General features: G+C 71.9%; 12 protein-coding genes. 8 read left to right on the top strand and 4 right to left on the bottom strand.

The window, feature by feature from the left end:
* Window positions 1-3: 3 nt before the first annotated feature.
* From ACH4C6_RS30220 to ACH4C6_RS30205, 4 genes are all read left to right on the top strand, one after another.
* Entirely contained in the window at window positions 4-9,411 is a 9,408-nt protein-coding gene (locus ACH4C6_RS30220; protein WP_398111808.1) for an amino acid adenylation domain-containing protein, read from the top strand.
* A 46-nt stretch (window positions 9,412-9,457) separates the two neighbouring features.
* Complete coding sequence (locus ACH4C6_RS30215) at window positions 9,458-9,670, top strand: MbtH family protein (RefSeq protein WP_391883122.1); 213 nt, start codon at window positions 9,458-9,460, stop codon at window positions 9,668-9,670.
* Window positions 9,671-9,872: 202 nt separating this feature from the next.
* The gene (locus ACH4C6_RS30210) at window positions 9,873-10,295 is read left to right on the top strand and encodes a winged helix-turn-helix domain-containing protein (protein ID WP_206666946.1); all 423 of its coding nucleotides are present in this window, start codon (window positions 9,873-9,875) and stop codon (window positions 10,293-10,295) included.
* A 121-nt stretch (window positions 10,296-10,416) separates the two neighbouring features.
* Window positions 10,417-11,175 carry a TetR/AcrR family transcriptional regulator gene (locus ACH4C6_RS30205; protein WP_398111807.1) on the top strand — a complete coding sequence of 253 codons (759 nt, stop codon included), beginning with the start codon at window positions 10,417-10,419 and terminating at the stop codon, window positions 11,173-11,175.
* 12 nt (window positions 11,176-11,187) lie between these two features.
* On the opposite strand, the gene ACH4C6_RS30200 is transcribed toward ACH4C6_RS30205, so the two are convergent.
* On the bottom strand, window positions 11,188-11,874 hold the full coding sequence (locus tag ACH4C6_RS30200) for a tryptophan 2,3-dioxygenase family protein (RefSeq protein ID WP_277755380.1): 687 nt from the start codon (window positions 11,872-11,874) through the stop codon (window positions 11,188-11,190).
* 197 nt (window positions 11,875-12,071) lie between these two features.
* On the opposite strand from ACH4C6_RS30200, the gene ACH4C6_RS30195 reads away from it, so the two are divergent.
* Window positions 12,072-13,259 (top strand): cytochrome P450, encoded by a 1,188-nt coding sequence (locus ACH4C6_RS30195; protein ID WP_398111806.1) that lies wholly within the window; start codon window positions 12,072-12,074, stop codon window positions 13,257-13,259.
* Between the two features lie 7 nt (window positions 13,260-13,266).
* On the opposite strand, the gene ACH4C6_RS30190 is transcribed toward ACH4C6_RS30195, so the two are convergent.
* The 3 genes from ACH4C6_RS30190 to ACH4C6_RS30180 form a co-directional block, all read right to left on the bottom strand.
* On the bottom strand, window positions 13,267-15,063 hold the full coding sequence (locus ACH4C6_RS30190) for an amino acid adenylation domain-containing protein (RefSeq protein ID WP_398111805.1): 1,797 nt from the start codon (window positions 15,061-15,063) through the stop codon (window positions 13,267-13,269).
* 89 nt (window positions 15,064-15,152) lie between these two features.
* On the bottom strand, window positions 15,153-16,361 hold the full coding sequence (gene ecm14, locus ACH4C6_RS30185; RefSeq protein ID WP_398111804.1) for an N-formyl-beta-hydroxy-L-kynurenine formamidase Ecm14: 1,209 nt from the start codon (window positions 16,359-16,361) through the stop codon (window positions 15,153-15,155).
* Between the two features lie 68 nt (window positions 16,362-16,429).
* Window positions 16,430-17,206, bottom strand: a complete 777-nt coding sequence (locus ACH4C6_RS30180) for a TioE family transcriptional regulator (protein ID WP_398111803.1) — start codon at window positions 17,204-17,206, stop codon at window positions 16,430-16,432.
* A gap of 158 nt (window positions 17,207-17,364) precedes the next feature.
* On the opposite strand from ACH4C6_RS30180, the gene ACH4C6_RS30175 reads away from it, so the two are divergent.
* The 3 genes from ACH4C6_RS30175 (at window position 17,365) to ACH4C6_RS30165 (ending at window position 21,847) form a co-directional block, all read left to right on the top strand.
* Window positions 17,365-19,743, top strand: coding sequence for an ATP-binding cassette domain-containing protein (locus ACH4C6_RS30175; protein WP_398111801.1), 2,379 nt, complete (start codon window positions 17,365-17,367; stop codon window positions 19,741-19,743).
* Between the two features lie 289 nt (window positions 19,744-20,032).
* Entirely contained in the window at window positions 20,033-20,971 is a 939-nt protein-coding gene (locus ACH4C6_RS30170; RefSeq protein WP_398111800.1) for an NAD(P)/FAD-dependent oxidoreductase, read from the top strand.
* 162 nt (window positions 20,972-21,133) lie between these two features.
* Window positions 21,134-21,847, top strand: coding sequence for a class I SAM-dependent methyltransferase (locus ACH4C6_RS30165; protein ID WP_398111799.1), 714 nt, complete (start codon window positions 21,134-21,136; stop codon window positions 21,845-21,847).

Genomic DNA, 21,847 nt, shown 5'->3' with positions numbered 1-21,847 from the left:
ACCATGACCCCCCTGTCGTACGCGCAGCGGCGCATGTGGTTCATCAACCGCTTCGAAGGCCCTTCCTCCACCTACAACATCCCGCTGCTCCTGCGCTGCCACGGCCCGCTCGACACCGTCGCTCTGCGGGCGGCGTTCCGTGACGTGATGGTGCGCCACGAAGTCCTGCGCACGGTGTTCGCGGAGACCGACGGCCAGCCGTACCAGCGAGTCCTCGATCCCGCCGACATCGACCTCCCGTGGCAGGACTGGGGCCGGGTGGCCCCCGAACGGGTGCCCGGCGTGGTGGAGTCGGTGAGCGGCAGCTGGTTCGACCTGTCGACGGACGTGCCGCTGCGCGGCTGCGTCCTGCAGAGCGGCGACGAGGAGTACCTGGTCGTCCTGGTGCTCCACCACATCGCCGGCGACGGTGGTTCGCTGGCCCCGCTGGCGCGTGACGTGTCGACGGCGTACCGGGCCCGGGTCACCGGCACGGAACCGGATTGGCCCGAACTGCCCGTGCAGTACTCGGACTACGCGTTGTGGCAGCAGGAAATGCTGGGCGACGAAAAGGATCCGGACAGCATCGTCTCGGTGCAGAGCGCCTATTGGGGTGAGGAACTGGCCGGTGTGTCCAAGCCTCTTCCCCTGCCCTTGGACCGGCCCCGCCCCGAGGTGGCGACTTTTCGCGGCGATTCCGTCCCGGTGGGTTTACCGGCGGAACTGCGCTCTGCCGTGGAGAGGTTGGCGCAATCCAATGGTGTAACGACGGCGATCGTGCTCCAGGCCGCTTTGGTGGTATTGCTGCACCGGCTGGGGGGAGGCAAGGATGTGACCGTCGGCTCCCCGATCGCGGGCCGCACGGAGGAGGCGCTGAATGAACTGGTGGGCTTCTTTGTCAACACCTGGACCCTGCGCGTGCAGGTGAGCGCGGACCGGAGTTTCGCGTGGGTCCTCGAACAGGTCCGGAAGAAGGCGATCGCCGCCTACGACCACCAGGACGTGCCGTTCGAAAGGCTCGTGGAGATCCTGCGGCCGGAACGGTCGACCGCGCATCACCCCCTGTTCCAGGTCGTGCTGGCGTGGCAGAACAACACCCCGCCGCACCTGGACCTGCCGGGTCTCACCGTGACGATGGAACCGCTGCCCACGGGCAGCGCCAAGTTCGACCTGTTCTTCAACCTGGCGCCGGACGACGTGACCGTCTCGGTCGTCGGTGAGATCGAGTACGCCACCGACCTCTTCGACCGCTCCACGGTGGAGGACGTCGCGGCACGGTTCGTGGCCGTCGTCGAGGAGGTCGTGGCCGACCCGACGACCTCCGTCGGCACGGCGGTCGCGGCCGGAACCGGCAGGTCCGGCGACTCGCTCGACGCCGCCGAGCGCCACCGGATCCTCGTCGAATGGAACGACACCGCACGCCCCGTCCCCTGCCCCGGACCGGTCCATCTGCTCTTCGAGGAGCAGGCCGCACGGCGCCCGGACGCCGTCGCCCTGCGCTGGGCCGCCGGCACCATGAGCTACGGCGAGCTGAACCGGTGGGCCAACCGTGTCGCCTGGGACCTGAAAGAACGCGGGGTCGGCCCCGAGACGGTGGTCGGCGTCGGCGTGCCCCGCGGACCGGCCATGATCGCCGCCGTCCTCGGTGTGCTCAAGGCGGGCGGCGCCTACCTGCCGCTGGAACCCGCGCTGCCGGCCGACCGCGTGGCCGGCATGCTGGAGGACGCCGGGTGCGCCCTCGTGCTGTCCACGCCCGACACCGAACGCTGGGCCCTGCCGGACCACGTCGCCTTCGCCGAGCTCCCCGGGGCCCGGTCCACCGGCGCCGACCACGACCCGGAACCGGCCGCGGGGCCGGACAACACGGCGTACATCATCTTCACCTCCGGCAGCACCGGGAAGCCCAAGGGGGTGGCGGTCACCCACCGCCCGGTCCACAACCTGCTGAACTGGTGCTACCGCACCTTCGCGTTCGGCCCCGACGACGTCGTCCTGTGCGTGACGTCCCTCGGCTTCGACCTCTCCGTCTTCGACATCTTCGGTCTGCTCGGCTGCGGCGGCGGCGTCTACCTGGCGGACGCCGTGCAGCAGCGCGATCCGCACCTCCTGCTGGACGTGCTGCTGAGCGAGCCGATCACCTTCTGGGACTCGGTGCCCACCACCCTCAACCAGGTCGCGTCCCTGCTCACCGAGGACGGCGGGTACGAAGGCACCGACGATCTGCGCCTGGTGTTCCTCTCCGGCGACTACACCCCGCTGTCGCTGCCCGACGAGGTCCGCCGCGTGTTCACCGGCGCGGAGATCGTCAGCCTCGGCGGCGCCACCGAGGCGACGGTGTGGTCCAACTACTTCCGGGTCCGGGAGATCGACCCGTCGTGGAGCAGCATCCCCTACGGCCGCCCCATCGACAACGCCCGCTACTACGTGCTCGACGAGGACATGGAGCCCTGCCCCGTCGGCGTGGAGGGCGACCTGTACATCGGCGGCGACTGCCTCTGCGTCGGCTACGTCAACCGGCCCGAGCTGACGGCGGAACGTTTCGTCCGTGACCCGTTCAGCACCCGTGCGGGCGACAGGCTCTACCGCACCGGCGACCGGGCCGCCTTCTTCCCGGACGGGAACATCTGCTTCCTCGGCCGCGCCGACAACCAGGTCAAGCTGCGCGGGTTCCGCGTCGAGCCCGGGGAGATCGAGCACGCACTGGTCCGGCACCCGGCCGTCCGCCAGGCCATCGTCACCGCCCGCGAGGACCAGCCCGGCGATCTGCGCCTGGTCGCCTACGTCGTCCCCGACACCGCCGCCCTGCCGTCCGCCGGCGGGACGCAGGAGCAGGTGGGGGAGTGGCAGGAGGTCTACGACCAGGCCTACTCCGACGACGGCGGACACGTGTTCGGTGAGGACTTCACCGGCTGGAACGACTCCGCCACCGGTGAGCCGATCCCCGTGGAGGAGATGCGGGCCTGGCGTGACGCCGCCGTTGCGGGTGTCATGCGCTGGTCACCCGAGCGCGTCCTCGAACTCGGCGCCGGCACCGGCCTGCTGCTCGCGCACATCGCCGGCCAGGTCCGGGAGTACTGGGCCACGGACCTGTCCCGGGCCGTGATCGACCGGCTCCGCGACCAGGTGACCCGGGCCGGACTGGCCGACCGGGTCCGGCTGCGCCATCAGGCCGCCGACGACCTCACCGGACTGCCCGCCGGCGGATTCGACACCGTGGTGCTCAACTCGGTCGTGCAGTACTTCCCCGACGAGCACTATCTCGCCCGGGTGCTGGACGGAGCCTGGCGCCTGCTCGCGCCCGGCGGCCGGATCGTGCTCGGTGACATCAGGCGGGCGGCCTCGCTGCGCACCCTCCAGACGGGCGTCCAGCGCGCGAGGCACCCCGACGCGACGCCGGCCGTCCTGCGCACCATCGTCGAGCAGGCCGTGCTGCTGGAGAAGGAACTGGTGCTCGACCCGGAGTGGTTCCTGCGCTGGGCGCAGGACGCGGGGGCGGCAGGAGCCGACATCCGGGTCAAGGACGGCACCCACCACAACGAGCTGACCCGGCACCGCTACGAGGTCGTGCTGCACAAGCCGGGCACCGGACCGGCCGACGCCCCGCGCCGGCTCGACGATGCCCCGGCCCTGGTCTGGGAAGGCGACCTGGACCGCCTCGCCGACCGGTTGGGTGGACGGCCCGAAGCGGCGGTGCGCGTCACCGGCATTCCGAACGCCCGCCTCACCGACGAGGCCGCGGCGGCCCGCGCCCTCACCCCGGACGACTCCGCCGAACCCGGGCCGCCGCCGCTCGACCCCGCCGAGATCCGGGCCTGGGCCGCCCGGCACGGCTGGGACGCGGTACCCACCTGGTCGGCCGACGCGCCCGACCTGCTCGACGTCGTCGTACTGCTGGACGGCCCGGCCGCGCACACGCCCCTCACCGGCACCTACCTGCCGGCCACCGACGGACGGACCACCGCGAGCGATCCCGCGGTCGCCGCCGCCGTCACCGCTCTGCTGCCCGCACTGCGTGGCCACCTGCGGGAGACACTGCCCGAGTACATGATCCCGGCGGCCGTCGTCCCCATCGCCGCCGTGCCGCTGACCGACAACGGCAAACCCGACCGGCGCGCCCTGCCCGCGCCCGACTACACCGCCGGCGGCGGCCGGGCCCCCGGCACGCCGGAGGAGGAGTCGCTGTGCGCGCTGTTCGCCGCGGTCCTCGGCCTCGACCGGGTCGGCGTGGACGACAACTTCTTCACCATCGGCGGCCACTCGCTCCTGGCCACCCGGCTCGTCAGCCGCATCCGCGCGGAGCACGGCGTGGAGATCCCCATCCGGGTCGTCTTCCAGTCGCCCACCGTCGCCGAACTCGCGGCCCACCTGACCGCTGCGGACGACCTCCGCCCGTCCCTGCGGCTCCAACCCCGGCCCGAACGGCTGCCCCTGTCCTACGCCCAGCAGCGGCTGTGGTTCATCCACCGTTTCGAGGGCCCCTCGGCCACCTACAACATCGCGCTCGCCCTGCGGATGCGCGGCACCCTCGACGCGCCCGCCCTGCGCCGCGCCGTGCACGACGTCGTCGAGCGGCACGAGTCGCTGCGCACCGTCTTCGGCGAGGCGGACGGACAGCCGTACCAGCGGATCCTGCCGCCGGCCGCGGTCGAGGTCCCCTGGGAGGAACGCGAGGTCACCGAGGCCGAACTGCCCGGCCTCCTGCGCGAGGCGGCGCGCCGCCCGTTCGACCTGGCGACCGAGATCCCCCTGCGCACCTGGCTGCTGCGGACCGGTCCCCGCGAGGCGGTGTTCCTCATCGGCGCGCACCACATCGCCGCCGACGGCTGGTCCGCCCTCCCGCTCGCCGAGGACCTCACCACCGCGTACGAGACCCGCCAGGCGGGCCGGACGCCCACATGGGAACCGCTGTCCGTGCAGTACGCCGACTACACGCTGTGGCAGCGGGACCTGCTGGGCGACAGCGAGAACCCGGACAGCCTCTACCGGCGGCAGCTGGACTACTGGACGACCCGGCTGGCAGGCCTGCCCGAGACCGTCACGCCGCCCACCGACCGGCCCCGGCCCGCCGTCGCGTCCTACGCCGGAGACCTGGTCCCCCTCACCCTGGACGCAGAGCTGACCGACGGCGTGCGCCGCATGGCGCGGGAATCGGGCGCCACGGTGTCGATGGTGCTCCAGGCGGCCCTCGCCGCGCTGCTCACCAGGCTCGGCTCGGGCACCGACGTGCCCATCGGCTCACCCATCGCCGGCCGCACCGACGAGGCGCTCAACCGGCTGGTCGGCTTCTTCGTCAACACCTGGGTGCTGCGGGCCGACACCTCCGGTGACCCCTCCTTCGCCGAACTCGTCGGCCGGGTCCGCGAGGACAGCCTCGCGGCCTACGACCACCAGGACATCCCGTTCGAGCACCTCGTCGAGGTGCTCAACCCCGTCCGCTCACCCGCCCACCACCCGCTCTTCCAGGTGTGCCTGGCGCTGCAGAACAACACGCGGCCGGAGTTCCACCTGACCGGCCTGACGGTCACCGAGGAGCCGTTCTCCCTCGGCACCGCCCGCTTCGACCTGTTCATCAGCGTCACCGAACGGGACGAGGAAGGCGCACCGGCCCGGATCGAGGGGTTCGCGGAGTACGCCACCGAACTCTTCGACGAGGAGACCGTCAGGACGCTGCTCGACCGCTGGCAGCACTTCCTGCGCCAGGCGGTCGCCGCACCGGACACGCCCATCGGATCCGTCGGTGTCCTGACCGAGGCCGAGAGCGCGGCGCTGGACGCCTGGGGCGGCCCGTCCCGGGACGCCGGGTCCCGGACCGGGACCATTACGGAACGGTTCGCCGCCGCGGCCGCCGCGACACCGGACGCCACCGCACTGGTCGCCGCGGACTCCGCACACACCTGGACCTACGCGGAACTGGACCGCTGGGCCAACCGGCTCGCCCATCACTTCCGCGCCCGGGGCGTACGACCGGCCGACCGCGTCGCGCTCGTGATGGAACGCTCGCCGCTGCTGATCGCCGCCGTACTCGGTGTCCTCAAGACCGGCGCCGCCTACGCGCCGGTCGACCCCTCCTATCCGCCCGAGCGCATCGACTTCCTCCTCGCGGACCTCGATCCGGCCGTCACCGTGGACGAGGCACTCGCCGAGGTGGACCTCTCCGGGCTGCCCGACTCGCCGCCGGACACGGCGGGCCCCGGCGAGCACGCCGTCGCCTACGTGATGTACACCTCGGGCTCCACCGGCAGGCCCAAGGGCGTGGAGGTGACCCACCGCAATGTCGTCGACCTGGCGCTCGACGGCTGCTTCCGCGACGGCGCCCATCGCCGCGTCCTGGTCCACTCACCGCACACCTTCGACGCGTCGACGTACGAGATGTGGGTGCCGCTGCTCGGCGGTGGCACGGCCGTGGTCGCCCGCGCCGGCCGGCCGGACACCGCGGAACTCGCCCGGCTGATCGCCGAGCGGGAGGTGACGGCCCTGTGGCTGACCGCCGGACTGTTCGCCGTGATGGCCGAACAGCACGCCGAGTGCTTCGGCGGGGTCCGGGAAGTGTGGGCGGGCGGCGACGTCCTGTCGCCGAGCGCCGTCCGCACCGTCCTCGACGCGTGCCCCGGCCTCACGGTGGTCAACGGCTACGGCCCCACCGAGACCACCACGTTCGCCTCCCGGCACCGGATGACCTCCGCGGAGCCGGGCGCCGGCCCCCTGCCCATCGGCAGCCCGATGGACGGCAGCCGCCTCCTCGTCCTGGACGACCGGCTGCGGCCCGTACCGCCCGGCGTGGTGGGAGAGTTGTACATCGGTGGCGACGGGGTGGCCCGCGGCTACGCCGGCCGTCCCGGCCTGACCGCCACCCGGTTCGTGCCCGACCCTGCGTCGAAATCCGGAGGACGCGTCTACCGCACCGGCGACCTCGTGCGCTGGGACGGCGCCGGCCGCCTCCACTACGTCAGCCGCAGCGACGACCAGCTCAAGCTGCGCGGCTTCCGCGTCGAGCCGGGCGAGCTGGAGGCGGTGCTGCGCGAGCAGGAAGGCGTGGCGAACGCGGTGGTCGCCGTGCGCAGCGACCGGCTCGGCGAACGCCGCATGGTCGCCTACGTGGTGCCCGGCGACACCGCGTCCACCGGCCGTGACGCCGCCGAACAGGTCGACGAGTGGCGCGAGGTCTACGACACCATGTACGGCGGGACGGAGGTCGCCACCGACACCGTCGGCGAGGACTTCACCGGCTGGAACAGCTCCTACACCGGCCTCCCCATCCCGCTGGAGGAGATGCGGTCCTGGCGGGAAGCGGTACTGCGGCGGGTGCGGTCCCTGCGCCCGCGCCGGGTGCTGGAGATCGGCGTCGGCTCCGGCCTGCTGCTCGGCCCGCTGGCACCCGAGACCGAGGAGTACTGGGGCACCGACTTCTCGGCGCCCGTCATCGAACGGCTGCGCGCCCAGACCCGGGCCGACCGGCGGCTGGCGGACAAGGTGACCCTGCGGTGCGGGCCCGCCCACGACGCCGAGGGCCTGCCCGCCGGGTACTTCGACACGGTGATCCTCAACTCGGTCGTGCAGTACTTCCCGGACGCCGACTACCTCGGCCGCGTACTCGACCTCGCGATGGACCGCCTCGCACCCGGCGGACGCGTCGTCCTCGGCGACGTGCGCAACCACCGCACCCTGCGCACCTTCGCCGCCGCGGTGCACCGCTGCCGGCAGCCCGCCGACGGCCCCGCCGCCGTGCAGGCCGCCGTCGAACGCGCGGTGCTCGCCGAGAAGGAACTCGTCGTCGACCCCGGCTTCTTCACACGCTACGCCGAGACACACCCGGACACCGTCGCGGCCGACATCCGCCTCAAGCAGGGCACCCACCACAACGAGCTGACCCGCCACCGCTACGAGGTCGTGCTGCACAAGGCGCCGGCGAAACCGCTGGACCTCGGCGACCTGCCCGAGGCGGTGTGGGCGTCGGAGGTCCGCGAACTGGACGACCTGGACGCCGCGCTGGCCCGGCACGGCGGCCGACTCCGCCTGACCCGCGTCCCCAACGCCCGCCTGGCCGGCGAGGCCGCGGAGTGGGGCGCCCCCGCCGAACTGGGCGGCACCCTCGACCCCGCCGAACTGGAGGCGTGGGGTGCCGGGCGCGGGCTCGCGGTGTACTGCACGTGGTCGCCCCAGACCGGGGACTTCTTCGAGGCGGCCGTCGTGCCCGACGTCGACGCCGTCTGCTGCGACGGCCTGTACCGGTCCACAGGTGCCCCCTCGGCCCGGCTGGCCAACGTCCCCGCGGTCTCCCGCCGGGCCTCCCGGCTGCCCTCCGTGCTGCGCGGGCGGCTCGCCGGCCGGCTGCCGGAGTTCATGATGCCCGCCGAGATCGTCGTCCTGGACCGGCTGCCGCTCACGGAGAACGGCAAGGTGGACCGTGCGGCCCTGCCCGAACCGGACCCGGCCGACGGGGAACACCGCGCCCCGCGCACCCCGCGCGAGGAGCAACTCGCCGAGCTCTTCGCCGAAGTGCTCGGCCTGGACCGGATCGGCATCGACGACGACTTCTTCGCCTGCGGTGGACACTCCCTGCGGCTGACGCGTCTGGCCTGGCAGATCCGCGAGAAACTGGGCGTGGACGTGCCGATCCGCACGGTGTTCCAGTACCCGACGGTCGCGGAACTGGCGGCACAGCTGACCACCGACACCGACGCCCAGTTCGAGGACCCCTTCGCCGTCCTCCTGCCGATCCGCACCGAGGGGCAGCAGCCGCCCCTGTGGTGGCTGCACCCGGGCGGCGGGCTGAGCTGGCCCTACCTCGGCTTCGCCCGTCACCTGGACCCGGGCCGGCCGCTGTACGGCATCCAGGCACGCGGCTTCGACGGCACCACCGCGCCGGCCGGCTCGATCGAGGAGATGGTCGAGGACTACCTCGAGCAGGTGCTCCGCGTCCAGCCGAGCGGCCCCTACCACCTGCTGGGCTGGTCCTTCGGCGGCACCCTCGCCCACGCCATGGCGGCCGAACTCCAGCGCCGCGGACACGAGGTGGCCCTCCTGGCGCTCCTGGACGCCGCGCCCTCCAGCCACTTCGCCGACCTGGAGGCGCTGGACGAGTCCATGGTGCGCCGCTACCTCGCCAACTACATGGGACACCTGGCGGGGATGGAGGAATACCCGTCGCTCGTCACCACCGCCTCGTCGATCTTCATCGGGCAGATGGAGCAGATGCGGCGGTTCACCTCACCGCGGTACCGGGGCGACGTCGTCTTCTTCAACGCGCTCCTCGACCCGGAGACCCACGACAAGCGGGTCATGGACGAGGACCTCGACGTGCTCTGGCAGGACCACGTCGACGGTCGTGTGCAGCGCATCGACATCCCTTGCGCGCACAACGAGATGTACTGGCCACGGAACGCGGCCGAGATCAGCCGCACCATCAACCGCATGCTGCGGGCGTCGCAGTGACCCTGCCGAGCCCGCACCTGCCGAGACGAGTTCTGGAGGACACAAGGTGAGCACCAACCCGTTCGACGACGAGACCGGCCGGTTCCACGTGCTGGTCAACGGCGAGGACCAGCACTCACTGTGGCCCGCCTTCGCCGAGGTGCCCGCCGGATGGCGCAGCGTCTTCGGCCCCGCCGCGAGGACGGAGAGCCTCGCCTACGTCGAGGAGCACTGGACCGACATGCGGCCGCGCAGTCTCCGCGAGGCGACCGGCGGCTAGAGCTGCGCCGCCGCCGGCGGCGGCGGCCCGCGGCTTGTGGTGCCCGTCCGGCCGACGTGAGCATGCCGTCGGCCGGCGATGACCGTGACCACCTGTATGCGTCGACGGGGAGGCGCACGCTGTGCGATGTACGACCAGCGATGTCATGTTCGTCCGATGGCCGGCCCAGACAGACCTTCGCAACCGATGTAGGAGGGACGGTGTGCCCCGGCTCCTCGTAGTGGAGGCGGGGGCCCGTCCGCCCGTGTGCAACGACCCCTTCGAGGACTGGGTCCGGGCGCCCATCTCGCGGGACGATCTCGACGCCCGGGTCCGGGCTCTGCAGAACCGGCTCGACAGCCGGCAGATCCCCACCCTCGACTCCGCCGGAACACTCACCTTCGGCTCACACTCCATCACCGTCTCCAACGTGCAGACCGAGTTGATGGAGCTGCTCATCGAGCACTTCGGCGAGGTGGTGTACCGGCACGAGCTCGCGCAACGGCTCGCGGAACGCGTGCAGAGGCCGACGAGGAACTCGCTCGACCTCCACATCATGCGGCTGCGCCGCCGCCTGGCGTCGACCGACCTGGTGATACGCACCGCCTGGGGCCGCGGATACGCCCTGGAGGTCGAGGCCCGTTGACCCCTGCCGTCCGTCCCCCCCCCCCCGCTCACGCCCGAAGGGCCTCCCGGTCTCGCCTCTCGGGAGGCCCGCCCGCGGGGCCTAGCATCTGAGCAGTGATCCCGTCGGAGGAAGGTGCGCGGTGACGAAGCAGGCCGACCCGTCGGCAGGGACCAGCCTCTGGTCCAAGTCCGAGGTCCGGCGCGGAGGGCGCGGTGAGCGGCCCTCCGGCCTCGACCGGCAGCGGATCACGGCGGCGTCGGTGCGGCTTCTGGACGACGGGGGACTCGCCGGGTTCTCCATGCGCCGGCTGGCCGCCGCACTGGACGTCACCGCGATGTCCCTGTACTGGTACGTCGACACCAAGGACGACCTGCTCGAACTCGCCCTGGACGCCGTCTACGGCGAGTTGGAGCCGACCGAGGCGGACCGCGCCGGCGAGGACTGGCCCGAGCAACTGCGACGGCTGGCCACGGCGTACCGGGGACTGCTGGTGCGCCACCCGTGGTTGCCGGCGCTCGCCGGACGCTACCTCAACATCGGCCCCAACTCGCTGGCGTTCTCCCGCGCGATCCAGCAGCTCGTGCGCCGGGCGGGGCTGCCCCCGCACGGCGTGACCGGGGCGATCGCGGCCGTCCTGCAGTTCGTGCACGGCTACGGCACGATCGAGAGTCGCTTCCTCACCCGGATCGCGGACACCGGGCTGTCCCCGGAGGAGTACTTCCGGCGCACCATGTCCCTGGTGGACGAGGTCCCCGGAACGGCCGAGGTCATCGGCGAGTCGAAGGACATCATGGCGGCACGCGGCGGCGACACGGTCGCCGAGATGCTGGACCGCGACTTCACCTTCGCCCTGGACCTCCTGATCGCGGGCATCGAGGCCCTGGCCGTCCGCGGGTGACGGCCCGTGCCGCTACGCGTGGTGCACCTTCCCGCGCAGCCGGCGCAGCTCGGGGAAGGGCCGCGTGACCCGGCGGGCGAGGAAGTCGACGCCGCTCGAGCCGCCGGTTCCGCTCTGCTCACCGATCATCTTCGACACCAGTGCCAGATGAGCCACCTTCCAGTGCCAGTACCCGTTGCCCAGGTCCACCAGCCCCTCCGCGAGACGGTGCAGCACACCGGTCTCTACGCCGCGCCGGCAGACCTCGTCGACCGACCGCCCGTGGTACTCGGCCGCCGCCGCGAACGCCTCGTAGAGGCTGCCCTGGTCGTGACTGTTGCCGAAGAGCGCCGTCAGCCTGCGGAACTGCGCGGACTGCGCGCCGCTCGCCGTGTCCAGATAGGCCCGGAACTCGGCGAAGTAGCGCAGCGGCAGCCTCTCCAGCACCAGCAACTGCTGCTGGAGCACCCGCAGCACATCGACGGACCGCAGCAGGAACTCCAGTCCCAGCTCCAGATCGTGCGGGTCGCAGGGAGGCAGGAGCGCCTCCGCGGCGGCGTCCAGGTCGGCCCCGAGCTGCTTGAGCCACAACTCGCAGGCCTGGTGCGTGATGATGAAGAACTGCTCGGCCAGGACGGCCGCGCCGCCGGCGGTGTGAGGGACGCGCGGCTCTTGCAGCGAGAGCAGGGTCTCCATGTGGAGATAGTCCCCATACGTCAAAGTACTCAGGACGCCGCCTCCTCGTCATAGGTGGTCCGCCGGCCGCGGCCGGAGTGTCCGACGCGTCCGACGACCGAGGGACCTGATCGTGACACGGGAAGGAACCGGCTGATCAGCAATCTTTCCTCTTCCATTCACGAGGAAAGACGTGCGCAAGAGCTTCCCGCCGCGGACGCCGGCGATGTGACGATCGCGGCATGACCACCCCCACCGAGCTGGACCTGACCCGCGCGAGCACCTTCGTGGAGCACGACGCCCACGCGTTCTGGCGCGACGTGCGCACGCACCGGCCCGTCTACTGGCACGACGGGGACCCCGGGTTCTGGGTCGTCGCCCGCCACGCCGACGTGCTGGCCTGCTACACCGACGTACGCTCCCTGAGCTCCGCCCGCGGGACCGTACTGGACGTCCTCCTCAGCGGCGGCGACTCGGCCGGCGGCCAGATGCTCGCGGTCACCGACAGGCCCCGCCACCGCGAACTGCGCAACCTGATGCTGCGCGCCTTCTCCCCGCGCGTCCTCGGCGCGGTGGAGGAGAAGGTGGTGGAGCGGACCTCACGGCTCATCCGCACCGTCGCCCGGCGCGGCCGGTTCGACTTCGCGGCGGACGTCGCCGAGCACATCCCGATGAACACGATCTGCGATCTGCTGTCCGTTCCGGAGGCGGACCGCGAGAAGCTGCTGCGCTGGAACAAGCTGGCCCTCTCCTCGGACGACGCCGAGGCGGACCGGCTGGACTCCCTGGAGGCCCGCAACGAGATCATCGGCTACTTCATGGACGTCGCCCGGCACCGCCGCTCCGACCCCGGCGACGACGTGATCAGCATGATCGCCACGGCGGAGGCGGGAGGCCGCCCGCTGACCCTCGAGGAGGTCGCGCTCAACTGCTACAGCCTCGTGCTGGGCGGCGACGAGTCCTCCCGCGTGTCCGCGATCTGCGCGGTCAAGGCGTTCGCCGAGCACCCCGCCCAGTGGCAGGCGCTGCGGGAGGGGACGGCCGCGCTCGACACCGCGGTCGAGGAGGTGCTGCGCTGGGCCACACCCGCCATGCACTTCGCCCGCACCGCGACCCGGGACCTGCGGATAGGCGACCGGCAGGTGCGGGCGGGGGACATCGTCACGCTGTGGAACACCTCCGCCAACAACGACGAGGAGGTGTTCGACCGGCCCCGCCGGTTCGACCCGGCCCGCTCACCCAACAAACACCTCTCCTTCGGCCACGGCCCGCACTTCTGCGTCGGCGCGTTCCTCGGCCGGGCGGAGCTGCGCGCCCTGCTGAGCGCACTCGTCGAGTCCGTCGCCGAGATCGAGGTGTGCGGCAAGCCCGCCCCCATCTACTCGAACTTCCTGAACGGGCACGCCAGTCTGCCGGTCGCCTTCCACTGACGGTTCGTCAGGCGGGCAGGCGGCTCCCGACGATCGCGGCCAGCTCGCCGATCGAGGCCGCCTCCAGCACGGTCCGCATCGGCAGTGCGACCCCGAACCGCTCCCGGATCCGGGACACCAGCCTGGTCGCCTGCACGGAGTGGCCGCCGAGCTCGAAGAAGTTGTCGGCGGCCGTCGCCTCCGGGGCCCGCAGGACGTCGCGCACGATCGCGCAGACCACGGCCGCGCAGTCGTCCGCCTCGGGCTCCCGCGCGCCTGTCGCCGATTCCGCGCCCGCCGCCGGAATCCCGGCATGCGCCAGTACCCCGGCATCCGCGTCCGGCCGCGGCAGGGCTCCCCGGTCGATCTTCCCGTTGGCCAGGGTCGGGAACCGCTCCAGCACGGTGACCCGTGCGGGCACCATGTGCGCGGGCAGCGACGCGGCGACATGGGTGCGCAACTCGCCGGGGTCGACCGGCGCCGTGGTGGTGACGTAGCCGACGACGTGCGCGTCGGCCAGCTCACCGCGCACCACCGCGACGGCGACGTCCACCACCGGATGGGCGGCGAGCCGCGCCTCGATCTCGCCGAGTTCGACGCGGAAGCCGCGCACCTTCACCTGGCCGTCCGCGCGGCCCGCGAAGAACAGCTGACCGTCCGGTCCTCTGCGTCCCCGGTCGCCCGTGCGGTACATCCGGGTGCCCGGCGGCCCGAACGGGTCGGCCACGAACTTCCCCGCCGTCGCGGGCGACCGGTTGAGATAGCCGCGCGCCAGCCCGCTGCCCGCGATGTACAGCTCGCCCTCCGTGCCGGGCGGCACCGGGCGCAGGCGCTCGTCGAGCACATGCACCCGCTTGCCGACCCAGGGCGCGCCGATCGCGATGTCACCGGTGTCCCTCACCGGGCCGGCGATCGTCGCCCCGACGGTCACCTCGGTCGGGCCGTAGCCGTTGAACATCCGCCGCGTCCGGGACCATTTGCGCACCAGCGTCGGCGTACAGCTGTCGCCCGTGGACATGACCGTCCCGCCGGGCAGGACGTCGTCGGCGTCGGTCTCGCTGAGCGCGACGGGGGGAAGTACCGCGTGCGTGATGCCGTACTTGACCAGGGTGTTCCCCAGCGGGTGGCCCGGCAGCAGCTCCTCGGCGGGCGCCGTCACCAGAGCCGCCCCGGACAGCAGCGCCAGGGACACGTCCCAGAAGGCGGCGTCGAAACTGATCGACGCCCACTGGAGCACCCGGTCGCCCGGACCGGCCCGCAGGACGGCCCTCTGGGTGGCCACCATGTCGGGCACACCACTGTGCGGCACGGCGACACCCTTGGGCGTCCCGGTCGACCCCGAGGTGTAGATGACGTACATCAGGTGCTCGGGACGCAGGGGGGCACGGCGCTCGTGCTGCGCCACGTCGTGTTCCGGCAGTCGCGCGCACGCGGCGCGGAAGGCCGGGTCGTCGCAGACCACCTCCTGCGGCCCCTCGCCGAGCTTGCCGAGGGGCGCCACCGAGGAGGACCGCAGCAGCAGCACCGGCCGCGCGTCGGACAGCATGAACGACAGGCGTTCCGCCGGATACTCCGGGTCGAGCGGGAGATAGGCGCCGCCCGCCTTGAGGACCGCCATGATCGACACGATCAGCTCCCGCGACTTCGGCATCGCCACCGCGACGAGCGAGTCGGGACCGACACCATGCGCGATGAGCCGACGGGCGAGCCGGTTGATCCGGGTGTTCAGCTCCGCGTAGCGGAGGGTGCCCTCCGCGTCGATGAGCGCCGGCTCTCCGCCCCGTCGGGCGACGACCGACTCGAACAGTGCAGGAACCGTGTTCAAGTGCGCTCAGCTCCTTCGGGAGGCTCCCTGACCGACGGCGAATCTAATCTCCGGCGCCCGGGGAGCCCGGCGAATCCTTCCCGTCTCTGTCAGCGCCCGCTCACGGCACCGGCAAGGGCGCCTGTGAGACAGGCCGGACCGGTGACGGCGTCGCCGTCGCGGACGTGCAGGACGGCGTCCGCGGTGTCCAGCACGGCCTGCTCGAGCGGGAAGTAGCCCTGCTGCGGGCTGACGTCCGTCCGGCTCCGCGCTGCGGTGGCCGCGGCGGTCGGGGCCAGGGCCCAGTCGGTGACGGCGTCCTGCAGGACGCTCTCGTGGGTCCCCGGCTCCGGATCGCCCAGCCCGAGGGCTCCGCTGCGGCCCAGACTGCCGGCGACGAAGACGTACTCCTCGCCCAGCAGCGGTGCCACGACCGTGCCGGCCCCCGGCCAGTCGACGTGGAGGTCTCCGAGGCTCCAACTGCTCGGGGTCCGCTGGAGGTGCGTGTTGTGGGCGAAGACGAGTGTGGCGCCCCGGCGGCCCTCGATGCTGCGGATGTCCAGGAGGTTCTGCGCCATGAGCGCGTCCCGGGTGGCGAACAGCCTCGACAGCCGGGTGTTCTTCTCCAGGCGCAGGGCGGCCTGCCGGTGGTAGCGCAGCAGACCGAGGCCCGCGGTGAGGTGGGTCCGGGCGCGCAGCCACTCCGTGCGCGATGTCTGCGAGATCCGCTCGGCGGCACGGGAGTGGAGCAAGGTGAGCATGTCGTCGGCGAGGGAACGCAGCCGATCGGCCTCGGGAGTGGCGCCGACCGACATGGCCGGGTCCATCACCGCCTCCGTGCGGCTCCACTGCTCGTCCGATCCGGACAGTCCGGCCAGGTCGAGGTCGAGCCCCAGATAGTCGCGGGCGTGCTCGAGACACCGCCGCGGACTCGGGGCGCTGGTCGTCTCGGTCGGGACGTCGAAGCCGTGGAAGCTCAGTTGTTCCTGCGGGGGCAGGCCCGCGTTGTGGTCGCGCATCCAGGCGACGAGGCGCCGGTTGGTCTCCATGCCGCCGAAGCCGTGCGAGAAGCCCTCCCGCATCACCTCGTCGAGGTCCCCGGCACCGCCCTTGACGAAGTCGTCGACGCGCAGCGCGGCCACGCGGTCGGTCTCCAGCGCGATCGAGCGGAAACCGGCGTCGGTCAGCCCGGTGAACAGCTCGTTGCGCACCCACCCGAAGGCGGGTTCGCGGTGGGTGGGTTCGCCGAACGCCAGCAGGGAGCAGGAGGCCAGGGGAAGGTCGTGCAAGTCCTTTCTCATGTCTGTCCATCGAATCATTGAAAGACCTGTTGAGGCTTGGGGCGGCGCCGCCGGTGCCGCGGCCGGACCCGCGGAGCCGGGAGGTCTCAAACCGTCGGTGGGGACTCCGGCCCGGGAGCGGGCTCCCCGGCGGCCCCCGGCCTCGCCGGGGTGATGCCCAGCAGGGCCACGTACCCGCCGAGACGGGCTGCCGCGTCGAGCATGGAGACACCGCGGGCGGTGAGCCGTCGCCGCCAGTCGTCGAGCGCGTCCGACAGCGCCTCGGTGCCGCCGGCCGTGCGGATCTGCCGGATCACCGTGCGGATGTGCTCCAGCGGATAGCCGCCGCGGCGCAGCAGATGGGTCAGTTCGGCGTCGCGCACGTCGGTGGCGCCGAACGAGCGGTGGCCGGTGACCGGTTCCCGGGCGGGGGAGAGGATGCCCACCGCCTCCCAGTTCCGCAGGGTCGCCGCGGTGACCCCCAGGCGCCGCGCGAGTTCGCCGATGCTGAGCGGGTCGCCGTCGGCGGACGCGCGTGCGGCGACCTCCCGGTCGCGGGTCAGGTGCTCCACCGCCCGCCCCACCGCGTCCAGCGTGCCGCGGTCGCGCAGCAGTTGGGCGTGGCCCCGGTCGACGGCGGTCAGCGCGCCGTCGAGGTCACCGGTGTTGAGCGACCGCATGATCTCGCCGCCGGTGGCGTAGCCGTAGGCCTGGACGAGCGCCAGATAGGCGCGCAGCGCCGTCGCGTGGACCTCGGTGTAGCTGCGGTAGCCGGACGGTGTGCGCCGGGCGAGCGGGATGAACCCGTCCCGCTCGTAGTTGCGGACCGCCTGGGTGGAGATGCCGTGCTCACGGGCCAGGTCGTGGGGACGCAGGTGTTTCACGCTTTGAGACTTTATCCCAGATCCTCGCCGTCGAAAGCGGAAAAGTCTCAACCGAGTTTGCAGGTATACGCTTGAGCACATGAACCGGGACGCCCAGGAACGTCTCACCACGTCACATGACGAAGGCGTGCCGCGTCCGACCCAACGGGAGGGACACCATGACCGCCGGTACGGAGACGGACACCCAGCCCGCGCAGCTGTGCGCCGCCGACAGCCACGACATGATCCGGGTGCACGGAGCACGTGAGAACAACCTCAAGAACGTGCAGGTGGAGCTTCCCAAGCGGCGGCTGACCGTGTTCACCGGAGTCTCCGGCTCGGGCAAGAGCTCCCTGGTGTTCGACACGATCGCCGCGGAGTCGCAGCGGCTGATCAACGAGACCTACAGCGCCTTCATCCAGGGGTTCATGCCCACTCTGGCGCGGCCGGAGGTCGACGTCCTCGACGGGTTGACCACCGCGATCCTCGTCGACCAGCAGCCGATGGGCACCAGCCTCCGCTCCACGGTCGGCACCGCCACCGACGCGGGCACACTGCTGCGCATCCTCTTCAGCCGGCTGGCCAAGCCGTACATCGGCACCCAGAAGGCCTTCGCCTTCAACGTCGCCTCGGCGGACGCGTCCGGTGTCCTCGTGGTGAACGGCAAGAAGATCGAGAAGGGCTTCAGCGTCGTCGGCGGCATGTGTCTGGCGTGCGAAGGCATCGGCTCTGTCTCGGACATCGATCCCGCCCAGCTGTTCGACGCCTCCAAGTCCCTGGCGGACGGCGCGATCACCGTCCCCGGCTGGAAGCCCGACGGCTGGGTGGTGCAGTCGTTCACCGAGTCCGGCTTCTTCGACCCGCACAAGGCGATCCGCGACTACACGGAGCAGGAACGGCACGAGTTCCTGCACGGGGACCCGGTCAAGGTCAAGGTGAAGGGCGTCAACACCACCTACGAGGGCCTCCTCGCGCGGGTGCGCAAGTCCTTCCTGTCCAAGGACAAGGAGACGCTCCAGCCGCACATCCGCGCCTTCGTGGACCGCGCGGTGACCTTCTCCGCCTGCTCCGAGTGCCACGGCACCCGGCTCAGCGAGACCGCCCGGTCCGCGAAGATCGACGGACTGAGCATCGCCGACGCCAGCGCCATGCAGATCAGCGACCTCGCGGCGTGGATCCGCGGTCTGACCGACCCGTCGGTCACGACCCTGCTCACGGTGCTCGGCCAGACCCTCGAGTCCTTCGTGCAGATCGGCCTGGGCTACCTCTCGCTCGACCGGTCCTCCAGTACGCTCTCCGGTGGCGAGGCCCAACGCGTCAAGATGGTGCGCCACTTGGGCTCCGCGCTCACCGACGTCACCTACGTGTTCGACGAGCCGACGGTCGGACTGCACCCGCACGACATCCAGCGGATGAACGAACTGCTGCTGCGGCTGCGGGACAAGGGCAACACCGTCCTGGTCGTCGAGCACAAGCCGGAGACGATCGTGATCGCCGACCACGTCGTCGACCTGGGTCCGCTCGCCGGCACCAAGGGCGGCGAAGTGGTCTTCGAGGGCACCGTCGAGGGCCTGCGCGCCAGCGGCACCGTCACCGGACGCCACCTGGACGACCGGGCCGCGCTGAAGCCGTCCGTGCGCCAGCGGACCGGGGTCGTGGAGGTGCGCGGCGCCGACGCCCACAACCTGCGCGACGTCGACGTGGACATCCCGCTCGGCGTGCTCACCGTGGTCACCGGGGTCGCGGGCTCCGGAAAGAGCTCGCTGATCCACGGATCGGTGGCGGGCCGGGACGGCGTCGTCACCGTGGACCAGTCACCCATCAAGGGCTCGCGGCGCAGCAACCCGGCCACCTACACGGGCATGCTCGAACCGATCCGCAAGACGTTCGCCAAGGCCAACGGGGTCAAGCCCGCCCTGTTCAGCCCCAACTCCGAGGGAGCCTGCCCCACCTGCAAGGGTGCGGGCGTCATCTACACCGACCTGGCGATCATGGCAGGTGTCGCCACGACCTGCGAGGACTGCGGAGGCAAGCGGTTCCAGCCCTCGGTGCTGCAGTACCGGGTCGGCGGCCGGGACATCAGCGAGGTGTTCGCCATGCCGGTGGCCGAGGCCGCCGAGTTCTTCCGCACCGGTGAGGCACGGACGCCGGCCGCGTGCACCGTGCTCGACCGGCTCGCCGAGGTCGGCCTGGGATACCTCAGCCTCGGACAGCCGCTCACCACCCTCTCCGGGGGCGAGCGGCAGCGGCTGAAGCTCGCCGGACACATGGGCGGAGCGGGCAGCGTCTACATCCTCGACGAGCCGACCAGCGGCCTGCACCTGGCCGACGTCGAGCAACTGCTCCGCCTGCTCGACCGGTTGGTCGACTCCGGCAAGACGGTCATCGTCGTGGAACACCACCAGGCGGTCATGGCGCACGCCGACTGGATCATCGACCTCGGCCCCGGTGCCGGCCACGACGGCGGCCGGGTCGTCTTCGAAGGCACCCCCGCCGACCTGGTCGCCGCCCGCTCCACCCTCACGGGCGAACACCTCGCCCAGTACGTCGGCGCCTGACGCCGAGCCGTTCCCGCACCTGCCCCCGTCCGGCGACTCCGGCGGGGGCACGGTCCGGAATGCCTCCAGGAAGTCCATCTCTTCCGGCCGCCGTTGCACGCCCGCAGCCGCACGATGTCTGGCTCACCTCTTTCCCCGCGCCCTTCCGCCGTCCCGCCGGCGACCACAATGCGGGCTGACGGCTTCCACCCGCCGACAGCCCGTGCCGGTGGGCCCACCGCGCACCTGCCGGCCCACTTCAGCGGTGCGCGGGCCCCGCGCATGCCGCCCTACGGAAGGGATCAGAGCGATGTCCTCACCCGCCGACCACACCACCGTGATCGTGGGAGCCGGCCCCGCAGGACTCACCGCGGCCCTCGGCCTGGCGAGATACCGGCATCCCGTGATCGTCGTGGACAGCCCCCGCGCACCGCGCAACAGCGCGTCGGCGGGGGTCCACGGCCACATCGGCATGGACGGCGTCACCCCCGCCGAGTTCCGGGCCCGCGCCTGGCGGGAACTCTCCCGGTACAGGACCGTCGAACGGCTGGAGGACGAGGTCGACAGCGTGTCCACCGCGCCGGGCGGAGGCTTCCGCATCACCCTCGGCAGCGGGGGAAGCGTCGAGTCCGCAACCGTCCTGCTCGCCACCGGTGTCCTCGACGTCCATCCGTCCGATGTGGACGGCTTCGCGGAGTGCTGGGGCCGCAGCGTGATCCACTGCCCGTTCTGCCTCGGTGAGGAGAACGCGGGCGGGAGCTGGGCGACGCTCGTCGACAACGCACACCTCGCGGGGCTGTCCGCGGTGGTTTTCCGCGCCTGGAGCGAGGACACCATCGCGATCTGCCCGGAATCCATGCCCGGCCTGGACACCGCCCGCGCGACCGCACGCAGTGGGGGAGGGGACGTCGTCACGGGCGTCGTCCGCCGTCTCCACCACCGGCAAGGGGCCCTGTACGGGATCGAGTTGGCCGACGGGCGGATCCTGGAGCGGCAGACGCTCGTGTGGACGCCACCGCAACGCCAGCAACCCCTCGTGCAGCGGGCGGCCGACGAGCTGAAGCTGACCGTCGACGACGCCGGTTTCATCGGCGTCGACGACTCCCAGTGCACCAGCGTGCCGGGTCTGTACGCCGCCGGGGATCTGACCAGTCGCTGGAAGCAGTCGGTCACCGCGTCGACCGCGGCGGGCGCGGCAGCCGCCGACGCCATCCACATGTCGGCCCTGCTCGGCGCCGTGCACCAGTGAGCCGGGCCCCGGTCGTGCGCACGGTGCACCGCCCGCCCGGAGACCGTCCCTGTGGCGCAGTACCGGCAGCGCGGCCCAGTACCGGCCGGTGGACGGCACGTCGGTGACAGAAGTCCGCAAGAGACCCGGGAGGTGCCGGCAGGCATCGCAATCATGGCAGCCATGACTGAACCTGCCGGCGCACCCGACGCAGCCGCGGCGATGACCGAGGTGTTCGACGCCGTCTACCGCGGAGAGAGCCCCTTCGGCAAACGACCGCCATGGGACATCGGAGCCCCCCAACCCGCCTACGTGGCACTGGAGAAGGCGGGCCTCATCCACGGCGCCGTGCTCGACGCGGGCTGCGGCACCGGTGAGGACGCCCTCCACCTGGCCGGCCTGGGCTACGCCGTGACAGGGCTGGACCTGTCCCCGACGGCGATCTCCCTCGCCCGGGACAAGGCCGAGGCGCGCGGACTCGGCGCCGTCTTCGAAGTCGCCGACGCCCTCGACCTCACAGGCTGGGAGGAGCGCTTCGACACCGTCATCGACTCCGGCCTCGCTCACACCTTCGAGGGCGACAGGCTGCGCGCCTACGCCACCGCCCTGCACCGGGCCTGCCGTCCGGGTGCGGTGGCGCACATCCTCTCGATCAGCGACCGGGGATCCGCGGAGATGCAGGCGCGGCTCGCCGAGGCCATCGACGAGATACCGGCGCCGCTCCCGGACGACGACGAGTCGCCCACCCTCAAGCGTTCCGCCGACCACCTGCGCGACGGCTTCGCCGAAGGCTGGACGGTCGAGTCGATCGACGAGTCCCTCATGCGCGGCGTCATCCCGACCACGTCCGAACTGCTGGACGTGCACGCCTGGCTCGGACGCTTCCGCCGCGACTGA

Source organism: Streptomyces sp. NPDC017943 (genome assembly GCF_044328425.1).
GTDB classification, from domain to species: domain Bacteria; phylum Actinomycetota; class Actinomycetes; order Streptomycetales; family Streptomycetaceae; genus Streptomyces; species Streptomyces djakartensis_A.
This window is presented reverse-complemented; position numbering and strand designations above follow the sequence as displayed.

Excerpts from the sequence above, each read along its gene's own strand:
- ecm14 (WP_398111804.1), bottom strand. The coding sequence starts at position 16,361 with ATGATTCGATGGACAGACATGAGAAAGGACTTGCACGACCTTCCCCTG.
- ACH4C6_RS30220 (WP_398111808.1), top strand. The coding sequence starts at position 4 with ATGACCCCCCTGTCGTACGCGCAGCGGCGCATGTGGTTCATCAACCGC.
- ACH4C6_RS30175 (WP_398111801.1), top strand. The coding sequence starts at position 17,365 with ATGACCGCCGGTACGGAGACGGACACCCAGCCCGCGCAGCTGTGCGCC.
- ACH4C6_RS30170 (WP_398111800.1), top strand. The coding sequence starts at position 20,033 with ATGTCCTCACCCGCCGACCACACCACCGTGATCGTGGGAGCCGGCCCC.
- ACH4C6_RS30165 (WP_398111799.1), top strand. The coding sequence starts at position 21,134 with ATGACTGAACCTGCCGGCGCACCCGACGCAGCCGCGGCGATGACCGAG.
- ACH4C6_RS30195 (WP_398111806.1), top strand. The coding sequence starts at position 12,072 with ATGACCACCCCCACCGAGCTGGACCTGACCCGCGCGAGCACCTTCGTG.